The sequence below is a fragment of the Pedobacter terrae genome (assembly GCF_900100705.1).
Classification (GTDB): Bacteria; Bacteroidota; Bacteroidia; order Sphingobacteriales; family Sphingobacteriaceae; genus Pedobacter; species Pedobacter terrae.
In genome coordinates this window covers 160,802-174,282 of the sequence record NZ_FNCH01000005.1, presented here as the reverse complement: position 1 = coordinate 174,282, position 13,481 = coordinate 160,802, and the positions used below count along the sequence as shown (strand labels likewise).

Annotated in this window: 8 protein-coding genes; 3 read left to right on the top strand and 5 right to left on the bottom strand. The window is 38.1% G+C overall.

Annotated features, from left to right (window positions below; genetic code table 11):
• Window positions 1–75 precede the first annotated feature (75 nt).
• Together BLR60_RS08705 and BLR60_RS08700 are read left to right on the top strand one after the other, a co-directional pair.
• Complete coding sequence (locus BLR60_RS08705) at window positions 76–861, top strand: outer membrane beta-barrel protein (protein ID WP_090498831.1); 786 nt, start codon at window positions 76–78, stop codon at window positions 859–861.
• A gap of 375 nt (window positions 862–1,236) precedes the next feature.
• Window positions 1,237–2,229: an ABC transporter ATP-binding protein gene (locus BLR60_RS08700; protein WP_090498829.1), complete on the top strand. Its 993-nt coding sequence runs from the start codon at window positions 1,237–1,239 to the stop codon at window positions 2,227–2,229.
• Window positions 2,230–2,328: 99 nt separating this feature from the next.
• Here the strand turns inward: BLR60_RS08700 and BLR60_RS08695 are convergent, their stop codons facing one another.
• Entirely contained in the window at window positions 2,329–2,724 is a 396-nt protein-coding gene (locus BLR60_RS08695; protein WP_090498827.1) for a hypothetical protein, read from the bottom strand.
• Between the two features lie 134 nt (window positions 2,725–2,858).
• On the opposite strand from BLR60_RS08695, the gene BLR60_RS08690 reads away from it, so the two are divergent.
• The gene (locus BLR60_RS08690) at window positions 2,859–3,419 is read left to right on the top strand and encodes a DUF4230 domain-containing protein (RefSeq protein WP_090498826.1); all 561 of its coding nucleotides are present in this window, start codon (window positions 2,859–2,861) and stop codon (window positions 3,417–3,419) included.
• Window positions 3,420–4,144: 725 nt separating this feature from the next.
• On the opposite strand, the gene BLR60_RS08680 is transcribed toward BLR60_RS08690, so the two are convergent.
• From BLR60_RS08680 to BLR60_RS08665, 4 genes are all read right to left on the bottom strand, one after another.
• The gene (locus tag BLR60_RS08680; protein ID WP_143009047.1) at window positions 4,145–6,226 is read right to left on the bottom strand and encodes a phage tail protein; all 2,082 of its coding nucleotides are present in this window, start codon (window positions 6,224–6,226) and stop codon (window positions 4,145–4,147) included.
• A gap of 64 nt (window positions 6,227–6,290) precedes the next feature.
• Window positions 6,291–8,444 carry a hypothetical protein gene (locus BLR60_RS08675; RefSeq protein ID WP_090498822.1) on the bottom strand — a complete coding sequence of 718 codons (2,154 nt, stop codon included), beginning with the start codon at window positions 8,442–8,444 and terminating at the stop codon, window positions 6,291–6,293.
• 2 nt (window positions 8,445–8,446) lie between these two features.
• A complete protein-coding gene (locus BLR60_RS08670) occupies window positions 8,447–9,433 on the bottom strand; it encodes a hypothetical protein (RefSeq protein ID WP_090498821.1) in 987 nt (328 codons plus the stop codon).
• A complete protein-coding gene (locus BLR60_RS08665) occupies window positions 9,430–13,479 on the bottom strand; it encodes a hypothetical protein (RefSeq protein WP_090498819.1) in 4,050 nt (1,349 codons plus the stop codon). Before BLR60_RS08665 ends, BLR60_RS08670 begins: the two co-directional genes overlap by 4 nt.
• Window positions 13,480–13,481: the final 2 nt, after the last annotated feature.

Genomic DNA, 13,481 nt, shown 5'->3' with positions numbered 1-13,481 from the left:
ACAATTAACAGTTTTTAGTTAACAGTATTCAACATTCAATAATTCACTCATTTAATAACTCAACAACACACTCATATGAAACGTCTAATTTATACAACACTTATGGTAAGCGGGCTTGCCGGTGTTATGGCTCCTGGTGCTTTTGCTCAACAAGATAGTACCAAAAAGAAAACGGATTATAGTGAAGGGCATGGCATAATCATTAAAACCAAATCTACAGATTCAGTTAAAAGGGGCCGTTTTGTAGGCGGAATTACCTTTACCCGGGTAGATTTGGGTTTCTCCAGGTTAATTGATAATGGCAGCTTTAATTTATCTCCAAATAACGATTTCTTAGATTACAAAGGTGGCAAAACCAGTACATTCTCTTTTGATGTTTTACAGTTTGGATACCGTTTTAATTCAAACTTTAAGGTTTATGTAGCGGGTGGGTTTGACTGGACTTTAATCCGTTTGAGGAAAGACATCACCATTGCTAAAAACTCAAATGAGTTTGTCTACACTGACCAATCGCCGGTACATTTTTCTAAAAACCGTTTCTCGAGCAGCTATGTACACATTCCATTAAACTTTGAATTCCGCACTGCAGAAAACAAAAATGGCAAAAGGTTTTACCTAGTATTAGGTCCGGAGGTTAGCTTTTTATTAAACGGAAAAATTAAACAGATTAGCGAAGAACGCGGCAAAGAGAAACAATATGATAGCTACCACTTTCAATCAGTTCGTTACGGTGGTACCGTTAGGTTTGGTTATGGCGGTTTAGGTTTGTTTACCAAGTATTACTTTAACGATATGTTTACCACTACACAGCAAGCTGGCTTAAAGAATATGAGCTTCGGGGTTACTTTTGGGTTAAACTAACTCCTAAATCCCTTAAAGGGACAGGTTAATCTATTTAGATGAGATAACTTAGCAGCATAAAACAAACACAAGTGAACAGATCCTGTTTCGGTTAGGCGGAACAGGATTTTTTGTTTATAAGCCTGAATTCGATAATTATTTGTTAAAAAGTTTTTTAAAAAAGCCTAGTCCAGATCGATCGTCATGCTGAATTTATTTCAGCATCTTTTTAGCATGAAAGACCCTGAAATAAATCCGATAGCTATCGGATCAGGGTGACGATCGCGTTAGGAAAAGGGGGAAAAAACTGATCAAAATACAATACTAACAATTATACATGTTTTAACCTTACACCTTCAGCCTCAAAACCCTCCACCTTTTTCTTATCTTTACCCTGTGAGCAATACCTTAATCAGTGTTAAAAATTTAACCAAGCAATATCAGGCAGAACAGGCTGGTGGCATTAAAAATGTAAGTTTCGATATCAACAGCGGCGATGTGGTGGCCATTATTGGCGAAAGCGGTAGTGGAAAATCGACCCTATTAAAATCCATCTATGGTTTATTAAAAACCGATGAAGGCGAAATCTATTTCGAAGATAAGCGTGTTAAGGGGCCAGATGAGCAGTTGATTCCTGGACACAAGCAGATGAAAATGGTTACACAGGACTTTTCGCTTAACATTTATGCGAAAGTTTATGATAATATTGCCTCGCAATTATCCAATACTGACCTAAAAACCAAAGCCGAAAAAACTTTGGCCATGATGGAGCATTTACGGATTTCACTGCTACAGAACAAGAAAATCATCGAATTAAGTGGAGGTGAGCAACAGCGCGTGGCTATTGCTAAAGCCATGGTTTCGGATACGCAGGTTTTGCTTTTAGATGAGCCTTTTAGTCAGGTTGACGCCCTGTTAAAAAACCAGCTTCGTGCCGATATCAAACGTATAGCTGCCGAAACGGGTGTAACGGTGATATTGGTGTCGCACGATCCGGCCGATGGTTTGTTTCTGGCCGATCAGTTATTGATTTTGCGGAATGGAGAACTTTTGCAGACGGGAAAGCCGGCTGAAATTTACCAGCAACCAAAACACATTTATACTGCACAAATTTTAGGTAATGCTGTAGTTTTAACGCGAGATGATGCGGAAAAAATCGGTTTGAAAACACAAAAAGATCACGTGGTTTTTTATCCTGAATGGGCTGAAATCGGCAACAACTGGAGCAGCAGGCGTTTTGAAGTAAAAGATGTATACTATAAAGGTTTTTACGAGGAACTGCTGTTGGAAAGAAACGGTGTGAATGTACGCGCTTTACAATTAAATAGGGGCGAGCATCAAAAAAACGACCACGTTCAGTTGAATATTAGCAGATACCTGGAGTTTTAATCATAGGTATAATTTCTCTGCTTTTTCTGATCAGAAATAAGGCGAAAAAAGGACCATGTTTAGCTAAACATGGTCCTTTTTTAGTATTTTAATATTTTTCTATGTTACATTTTCTGCAGCCACTAAAACAACTTTTATCCGAATTGTATTTGTTGGTGGTGGCCCATAAGAATAAATACGGATTGAACCGGTATATATATCATAATCATAACTTTGGGCTTGATTAGGAATTTGAAAGTATCCTGTAGAATTGGTTCCGTCTGTAGCAATATAAACGAGAACACCTTCATCTTGAACATTAATATTATCAATTTCATTAGCGACTAAATCAACATAATAAGTATTTGTTGTTCCCGCTAACAGCCTCCAGCTATTAGCCGGTTTATCAAATATAATTGTTCGGTTCGGTGTAGTTTGATTAACAATTGGATCTTTCTTGCACGAAGCCAGACCTAGTGTGGCAATGCAAAGCATTAAGATGGTAAATTTTTTCATGTTGATTTGTTTATTTGTGTGTGTGATATTGGTATTACAAATCTTTTGCCAAAAAAATATTTAATGTAAATAAATGGATTAATTATTGTGCGACAGATTAAATACACACATGTTATACCCGAAATTTTTAAAATATGAAGCTCTTTTTCCGTCTTTTGCCCTGGTTAATTCTTTTGGTTGCAGCTTACTTTTTTATCTCCAAAAAGTTCAGTATCAATACCACTGTAGAAAGCAAACATCAGCTCCTGGTAGAGAAAATTGAGGCTATAGGTAAATTAGAACTGGTAAGATACCAGATTAGTGATGTTTTAGAACATAAAAATAAAACAGATTTTTTACCCGAAGCCAGTGTTTTATTGATTGTTAAGGCAGAAGCGGTAGGTTGTATCGATCTGACTAAAATTACCAAAGAAGATATTAACATTGATGCGGACACTGCTGTAGTAAATTTACCACAGCCTGAAATCTGTTATGTAAAAATCGACCATAAAAACTCACGTGTTTACGATACCAAGATGGCTTTTTTCCGCGAAGCCGGTTTGGTAGATGAAGCATATAAAGCCGCCGAAAGGCAAATTACCGCTGAAGTTAAAAAATCGAGCATTTTACCGCAGACTAAAACCAATGCTACAGCTGTGCTTAAGCCAATTATTGAAGGTTTGGGTTATAAGAATGTGCGTTTTACGTTTGAGTAGGGCTTAAGATGGAGGGGGGCGAAGCGACCGCCACGTTGAACGGTCGTCATCTCGACTGAAGCGCAGCGAAATGGAGAGATCTAAATTAAAAAGGCTCTTTATAGATAGATTTCTCAACTGCGTTGCACTCCGCTCGAAATGACGGCATTTATTAATATACACCCAAACTCCCCGACTCCTGACCTCCGTATTATTTCAAAAAATCTTCCCGGTGTGGGTTAAAAACATCAATCAATAATCCAGCTTCCAAACATACCACACCATGAAATACATTTGATGGCGCGAAAAAAACATCTCCTTCGTTTAAGATTTTCTTGTCATCACCCATGTAAGATCGCCAAAACTAAATGTTCCATTTTTTTTTGAAAAAATCAAAACCAAATGTCCTATTTTAAACGGGTAGATTAAAACTATTTTAAAACCTTTTAAAAAGAACTTAAAAGAATAAAAAGAGAAATAGAAAGTAGTTGATTATTATGCTGCTTTATAAAAATAAATATTTAAAACCCTAAAAGAATCGATGTAAGGGAATATTTTTTTTTAAATATACTTAAGCAAGTAATAAAGCGAAGTACTTTTAAATAGAAATATTAACAGCAGTTCCGGAAACCCGTAATTTTATTTCAAAAGAATATTTTAATTTAGCAGTTCAAAAATTAGAAGTGAATACCTGCTACGGTTTAACCGCAATACTTGACGAGGTATTGCGGTTTTTTATTTTCAAGCTACAAAGGAGTTATTCCAACCAAAACGCCTTTAACCCACTTTAATCTAACGAAAGAATCACCACCGACACGAACATCATAACTTGTGCTTAACCCCGGCTCTGTACCCATCGTTATACCGCCTGAAGTAGTATTTGATATCTCTATAGCGCCAGCCATAACAATGTTACCAGAAAGCATGATATTACCGTTTTCAACCTTAAAAACAACTTGTTTAGTTGCGATATCCCTACACTCAATTACTCCATTCGAAAAGAAGCCTTTACGACTAATTGACGAACCGCCCAAGCCATTTTCAAAATTACCAACCCTTATACCTGGACCATAAGTAAAATGAAGCGTAGGAGGCAACGGCGGATCATTAGGAGTAATTGAAACACCTTCGAGCGCACTATCATCATCAAAGTCAATTAACATGTTACCATCAGCGCCAAAAAACCTTAAATTATTTTCGTCACTATTTATTTCAATACGCTTTCCTGCTGCGGATGATTGAAGTGTCGCGTTACGCATAACTACATCACCGTTTTGGGAAACCCTAAAAGGTGCGTTTTCTTTATCTGCAAATGATGAACCAGCCCAAAAACGAATAGTTTCAGGATCGTTTTCCGCACCATTGATACCTGCTACCGCACCAGCTTCAGGATTGCCAGCAACGAAAGCACCTGTTAAAATAGCCTGATCGCCAACATAAGTATGCTTGAATTGATTTAAAATAGCTGCATTGCTTACTTCATCAGCCAATTGACGGGCGTATAGCGCAACTGCCACGCTTTTTGCCGTTTCCTTTTTATTCTGAATAACATCTTTTTTAAGTTTTTCAACTATTGAATATTGCGCAACATCAGACACCACACCAACAATATTGGCAGGATTAACCAAAGGATAAGAAATTGACTGCATTCTTATTTTGGTATTGATACCCAAAGCTTCAGAAATAACGTAAACATAATCACCAGCAACTATTTTATAAGTCAGCTGCATATCACGAATAAACTTTTCGTCAATATTTAAAGGGAAGGCCACTGGCGGGAAACTATTTGCTTTTGCGTGTTCAGTCCCTAACGCCAATACCTCCGCTTCAGCGGCATCAACATATGTTTGCGGCATAATTATACCGATCAAAGTATATTTATCGCCTACAGCTGCGGAAAAGCTTGCATTTGGGGTGATATAACCTGTTGTTTCATCCTTCTTATCTCCAAAGGTTATTTTTTTAGTTGTTGGGTTATAGGATTTAATTACAAATTCGCCCCCGCTTAATTCACCGGATTTAAAAACGATTCTAGCGCCTCCATCACTTATTGACTGAATATTTAAATCAAAATATAAAGTATTATCGATAATCGCATTTAACCCGTCAATTGACGTTACCGAACCTGTACGGCGCGGAAAAACATCCTCAAAGATCACACTTCCATGTTTACGGCCATAAATATCATCGTTTAATAAATAGGGCGAATCTAAAGCAATCCTATCCATGCCATTTCGGTAGCCTTCCGGCAAATTTGTTGAGCCACCATAAAAACGCCAAACAGTTGCATATTCCCTGTCAACCGCCTGACGTGCCGCATTGATAAGGCCATGCCCACGGCCATACTTCAAAACAATGTTTTGCGTTTCGCCCAATTTTTCCAGCAAATAAATCTTTTTGCCTTTAACTTTATATTCTAATTTAAATGTTTCGGCCAAAGTTGTTAATGCCGTTCTACAACTTTGCTGATCGAAATTGAAGGTTTCAGGCTCTGAAATCAAAGAACAATCCCCGATGCTCCATCCAGCTTCTTCACTATTTAAATTATCGATAATTAAAGAAAGCACTTCCAACGGCGTACCTACATACGAAAACTTAACGCGATCTAAATGCATCATTGGCACGTTGTACAAATAATATGTTGGGCTAAAGAACTCAAGATTATACTTAAATGTTGAGCCATTAGATTGATCACAAGGCACGCCATTTTTAATAGTGTATTTTTCGCCTAAAAACTCAACATAATCGTTAACCCGAATATCAACAGGGCTGGATAAAATGAAGGTTGAAGTAATCTTTTCAACCCCCATCCATTCCTGATTAAACACGGTGTTTTCATCAATTTCAACAGCAGCAACAATATTGCCTTTCCTTTTTATCTTAAGTTCCATTTTAATAAAGATTACTCAACCAATCTGCGTAAATGTCTCTTAGCAAATATTGCGCTTGAGCCGAAGTGGCTGGGTGAATATTGTCGGGCAACCACCAATTTAAAACGGTAAAATCCTTTGTAGAATCAGTTCCATCTAAATCTTTAAATGGGATTCGTCCTGAAGTCGGATCATTCCAATACTTTTGCGTTCCAGGTATCCTGTTTTGTGACCACCCTGTTTTTTCCCACGTCTTTAAAATAGGGATTCCCCAATGTTCTGCCAAAGCTAGTTGCCCTTTTGAAACGCGTGGTCTTAACTGATTTTCATAATGACCTAGTAAACCAATTCTTGCATACGGGTTTGCTTCCAAAATTTTTGATATATAAAAATTCATAGCCCCTTGATAAGTCGAAAGATCAAAGGGATCATTTGGCTGACTAATAAACGCTAATTCCGTTTCAAAGTCAAAAAAAGGCTTCTCATCGTTAAATCCATGATTAAAAATAAACCTGTTCAGCAATGGCTTTCTACCATCTAGGTAAGGTATCAATACATTTTCGTAACTGCAGTTTATGTAAAATTGCGCATCAGTCATACCCGCAACAATTGTTGAAGCCTCAAAATCAGCTCTCATTGGAGGATTAAGCGTGCAATTTGACCTATAGTCCGCATCCCAATGTTCAAGAATATAAACCTTTTCAGCAATTGTATGCCCCATACTCCTTAATACTATCGGCCAAGGGAGTTTTTTATCTACGGTAGGATCAGCTTTACGGGCGCAACTAGAACTAATTGCATTGTTTTTCCAAAATCCACCGTTTTTCATTATCGCTTCGTAGATATCAAATGTTTTCTCAACTATTGAATTTCCGAAAACTCCTACTAATTCTTTATTTATTTTGGATTGAGGAAACCTGATGTTACTTTCATAATAGCCTGATCTTACCCCTGATACACTTGTTAGATTTCCAACATTTAATTTTAATTCAGAAAAACCCGGATAATATTGAAAATATGCACCTAAAATTAGCCAGTTTACCGCAACATTATAATCAATGTAATTAACTCCATTACTACCCAAACAACGCCCTTGATAAGTGTTTTGACCTTGCACATTCATAATGTTCACCATTGGCTGCAAGTACTGAACCACATTAAAAACTTCTCCACTGGTTACATTTTTGATCTGAATGGTAAAATTATATGCATTATCTAACGGCGCTGTTGTGTTAGTCGCAATAAGTGACAACCTCCAGTCATCATTTTGAGAGGCGGGATTTACCGTTATGTCGCAAATTGACAGCGCTCTTATAACCTTAAGCGCATCCTTCGAATAATCGGATTTAGCTTTTTCTTTTAGGTATAAAGGAATTTTATCCAACGCCAAAACATTTAACAAGTCAGCATACGAATCCTGTGTTCCCGTTTTTATAGAAATTTTTGATTCATTTGAATTAAACTCAAAATTAGATGGCAGTAATGCCCAATCAATGGCTACACTGTATTTTAATACACCGTTAGCGTAAGGATAATAAATTTCACCGCTATAATATTTAACCCCGTTTATATCATCCAAATTAGCTACATGCTTAACAATATCCCAATTCGCGCCAGCCGTTTTATTTCTTATTATTATGCTGTAATGATAGTTGTATTCTAGCCCTGGTGTTGATGGCTGGGTAGTTACCAGTAACACAATCCAGTCATGCTCTTTTTCATCAGAAATGGGCTGAATACTTAATTGTTTAATTGCCTGTAAAATATTCACCTCTTTTGCATTAAATGCAATTTCTTTACTAGTTATGAAGTCAGGTAATAAAGCTGTTTTTTTAGCCAAATCAGATAAATCAACATCGAAATTAGTTACCGTAAACTCATTACCAACCTGACCAATTATCGCAGCTGCACCAGTTACTTCTTTGCCGCCAAAATTCGCATAAACGCCTTTTGTAGCGACATAAAAAACGGGCGTTTGAGAAACAACCGGACTAGATGCAGGGGTAATATTTCCTTTAAATGAAGCACCGCCAACAGCACTAATTAAATTGGCTAGTTGGTTAATGTCTCCGTACTTTGTTGATCCATCAGCATTAATGCCGATCATAATTTTATCAAGCGCACTAACGTTAGCCGCTTTCGTCATTCCTTGCCAAAATCTTTGTGGAGTTTCCATTTTTATGTTATTATAATATTTCCTAATTCAGTTACTATTCCATTGTTATTAGCATCAGTTAAGATGCTCCAGTTTTGCCACGCTTTAGCTTCAGTAAGCTTCATTTCTAAAGTAGCCACAACCCTTTTAGCTTCGATATTTACATTACTGACCGCAAAGCCATCTTTCACAAAGAAGTCACGCAAAAAATCATTTTCCTTTGTGATGTATCGTAAGCCCTCTTTTGAAAAAAGTTTATAAAAGCCTTTTAAAGCCGTTTTAAAAGACTGATAATCGGGCTGAACAATCAAAGCTTTCATTGTTATTTCCCTTGCGCCGTGGCGGGTTATCTTAAAGCCTTCATTTTGATAAGAAGTGTATTCACCATCTTTTGGCGCTGGCCTTCCGAAATGGCCTGTAAACGCCAATATGATCAAACCTAAGTGGCGAAACATTATACCATCAATACCGTACCCATCGAAATTAATTGAGCCTATTTGCAAAGACTGGTTATTGATATAGATCGGATTATTCAAGTGATCTGCAACTGCATTATATTCGGGTTTATTAGTTGGCATCGCTCCAGATAAATCACAAACAGGCTCACGTAATGTAATGGTGATTTTGCAGTGACCTGAACCCACGTATTCAGCCTTTATTTCGGACTTAATCAAAACCATCCACTGGCCTAACCCTTCAGCTTCAAAAGGAACTAAGGAATTAAACCCGCCAATATCATCGTAAAGCTTATAACAGCTTACCAGCGCTTCTTTCTCGTTAGCGGCTGACACCATGCCAACGAAAACGATATCACGCCCTGCAAAGCGTATTTCTTCAGGAGACACATAAGGTTCTATTCCATCATCATCGCCCCAATCATGGAAGCATTTGCCCGTACGTACCGGAAAATCCCATGCACCCGAAATAGCAAGATTACTTCCTTCGGCCTGAAGGGCGGTAATACCGTAGGCAGTTTTTAGATTCTTACCATTTAAATAGTAGTTTTTCATATAAACCCCCTATCGTATGCTGTAGAACCAGAACCCTTCATATTGCTGTTTATGGTTTTCAATTCCGAAACCGCATTTTTAACTTGCGTGGCCGTTTCCCGCGTATTTATCTCAATCTGGTATTGATATAGCGTTTGCTGTTTGATTGATGCTAAGCTATCCTTTGCCACTACTACGCCTTGTTTTGTAATGTCATACATGGAGCGTTGCAACCCTACTAATTCCGAACCAGTTTGTTCAGTAATTGACTTGGTAATTTGCCCCGTTAATCCGGTATCTCCACCTAACGAACCCAGATCAGAGCCAGCTACTTTTTTGAACTGTTCGAATTTAGTTTTAGCTTCATCAGTCAATGAGGTAAAAAGCTTTTGCAATTCTTCAGTTTCAGCGTTTGTAAGTTCATCACCGCTTTCGGCCTTTTTAGCAAACTCATCATAAAACTTATTCATCAGATCAGAAAGCACTTTATTTTTGAATATCGATAAGGCCGCACCATCCATCGTTTTCTTAAAAAAGTCAGCTAAATCCTGAACGCCTGTTTTACCAGATTTAAACATATCTAAAAGCGTATCAGTTAAACTGTCTCTAGTTGTACCAGTAAATATTTCTTGCGTTTCCTTAGCCAGATCAGCAAGCGCTTGCTGTGCATCAAAACCCTTTTGCTCCAGTTCTTTTAACCGCTCAACTAATGCCTTAGCTTCACCTTCTAATTTGCCTTGCGCCAGTAACGAACTAAGCTGTTCGAAATTCATACCCTGAAGGCTGCTATACGTTTTTTCAACTTTCGCTTTTCTAAACCATGTACCGTGCGTATAGCTTTCACTTTGAATAAAAGATTGCCCCTGAAGCTTTGCCATGATTTCCGCGGATTCCTTTGCATATTCTGCATCCTGCGATTTTCTTAATGCCAATTCATCACGAATACCCTGTAAAGCGGCTTTATTGTTACGAACGGTTTGCAATTGGCGTTCTTTTAATAAATCCTGATATTCACGTTCTCCAGCTATTGCATTGATATAAAAATCTTCAACCTCTTTACGGGCGGCTGCATTCATTTCTTTAACCTTTTTCCCTATTGAGAAAAGGCCAGCAACAGCGCTGATAGCTTTGGTAACGCCGCCAACTATATCACCACTGGCAAAGCTTGCAAATGCACCAGCAGCATCAGAACCAACAGCAGCCAGCCTACCTATTGTATCAAGCGTATAACCAGTTTCAGTGTTCACACCTCCAACAGCTTCAGAAAGCTGGCCGAACGATCCAGACACCGCGCCTAAATCTTTAGATACACCACCTGCAACGCTTGCGGCATCACCTTTTAGATATTCAAAGTTTTTAGATACCTTATCACCCCAACTAACCACACCATTACCGTTGGTATCAATGCTTTTTATCTTTGCCTGAATAGTGGCTATATCTTTAAGTATTCGCTTAGTCTCATTAGGTGAAAGCAGGCTGTTTCCGGCACCATCACTAGCATTGAGTTCTTCTACTTTACCTTTAAGCTTATCCTTTAGGATGTTTAAATTTGCGGCATCAACACCAACTTTTAAGAACACTTCGAGGCTATTTACCTCCTTTTCAATTCGGGTTTTAATATCGCCTGTAACTGATCCATCTGCCAGCAATTTTTTTAATACACCAACCTGATCTTTAGCCTCTTTTTTAGTGAGTTCTAAAGTTTCTTGTGCCATCTTTTTATAAATGGCGGTTTTGGTTAAGGCTTCATCTTTTGCCGCATTTATGGCATTATCCCTTTGCTCGTTTAGAACTTTTTTCTGATCATCTGTAATATTCTTACCTAAATCAGCAGCTTTACCGCGATATTCTTCGTTTATACGTTCTACCTTTTGATTATACGTCAAGGCCGCATTGTAAGCATCCTGATAGCGTTTAGCCTCAACTGCCTGTAATTCTTTGATTTGCTTTTCGCCATTATCCATACGTGATTGCTCACCACCAGTTAAGCCCCCGCCAACAGCGGATTTCAAAGCTAACTTTACGTATTCCGCTTGCTTTTGCTTCAACAGATCAGCGCTGCTTTTTACTTCAGTACCGAAACGCTTATCAGCGGCCTGTTTACCGAAATTGGTTTTATAGTTTTCGTAATCTTCAAATAGCTGCTTTTGCTTTTCGTAAGCTATCGTAGCTTTTTCGGTATCTATTTTATACCTCAAATCATCAATAGCATTCCGCATGGTAGTTGCTAATTCTGAATAGTCAACTTTATACTTGTTTTTTGGATTAGCATTGAACGCCTCGATTTCTTTTGAAAGTTTCGCGAACTTATCCCTAACCGCTTGCAGTTCGGCTTCATCACCAGTTTTTGCTTTTCTGGCATATTCGTTATTTACATCAGTTATTTTTTGTTGTAACGAACGTTGCTGGTTAATGATCCCCGTTTCTGATTTAGCCTTTTTTTCCTTTTTCGGCTTATCCTCTTTAATTTCAAAGTCTTCTATTTCCTTACTGGTCTCCTTTATTTTCACTTCTAAAGCGGCTTTCTTAGTTTTGAAATCGGCATTAGATTTATCCAGATTGTCTAATTGAAATTGCGCATCATCAACAATCTGTTGAAAATAGCCTTTATCTTTTCGGCCTGACTTAATAGGCTTCTTACTAAAGTTTTCATATTGCTTTTTAGCAAAAGCATCCAAATCATCTATTTGCTTAAGGATAGATTTATCTTTTCCGTATTGTTTCTGCAAAGCATCTTTAGCCTCTCTGTATTTTGCCTCAACAGCCGTTTCTTCATCTGATGCTTTATTTTTGAACCGCTGGTTTTTTACCTGATCAGCTAAGCTGTTAACTTTTTCGGTGGCATCTTCATAATCCTGCTTTAGGTCAATACGAGACTTAACTAAATCCTGTCTTTTATCGGATATCGCTTTTTCAACAGACTGCCTTTTCAAGGCATCTACGTACAAATTAATAGCTGCTGTTGCTTCTTTAGTTTTGATAGTTTCTAAAGTGATATTACCTAAGTATTCAGGGGATATCCGGTTGATTTTTCTTAAAGCTTCAGCCCTTAAATCCTTAGATACATTTTCATTTCTGGCTACATCCAAAAGAACCTGTAAATTGCTTTGCTCCGTATATAATGCTTCAGATGATTTCTTCCTTACATCATTAAGGTTTTCCGCGGAAATCTTTAAAGTATCCAACGCGTCTTTACCCTCCCACAAGGCAGAAAGATATTCCATAATAGGATCAATGGCAAAGGCCAATAAACCAGCAACGCCAATGCCTGGCAATATCATTGCTACTTTATTTAAAGCAGGAAAAACTTTGGTCAACAGATTACCACCACTTTCAGCGATTGAATTACCAAATTCATCAAAACCAGTCTTACCAGCGTTTGATGTTTTTTCGATTTCCGCACGGGTTTCTTCTAATTTCTTGTTATAACGTGCGATTTCCGTTAAGTCGTTCGAACCATTGGCTTTAGCGACATAGCTTTTTGCCAGTTCCTGAAGTGTTTCTTTACGGCCTAATGTTCGAGGCGAAGAACCGCCCGAAACATCAACGCTGGTGCCTAAACTTTTAAGCTGTTTGATTTTTGCGGTGGTTTGTTCAATCTTCGCGTTATACTTCGCCAACAGTTGCGGGTTGAATGTTTCGCCCGCATACCTTTGGTAAAGCTTTAAGGCTTCTTTTGCCCTGTTAAGTTCGCCAGTAGGCCGCTCAAATGACTTGGTGATATTTCTGCCCAAATCATCAAAGCCAGCCTTACCCACGTTAGTTAAACGGGCAATTTCCTGTTGAAATTCCTGTATTTGCGCGTTCGCAAGTTCAATACTCCTTACACTTGTGGCTTTGTTTGCTTTTTCCTGATATTCGGCCAGCTTAATCTTTAGCCGCTCCATTAAACCAATTTGCTCTTTAGTCGGTGCTGCAAGTTTACTAACGCTGCTTTTTAATTTAGCAGCAGCACCATCAGCGGATTTGCCAATGCTGCTAATGCTGGTTTCTATACGCTTAGATTCAGCTTCCGCTTCAGGCGTGTTAAAAACAAAATCAATACCTAATTCTAAATCGTTGTTCATTG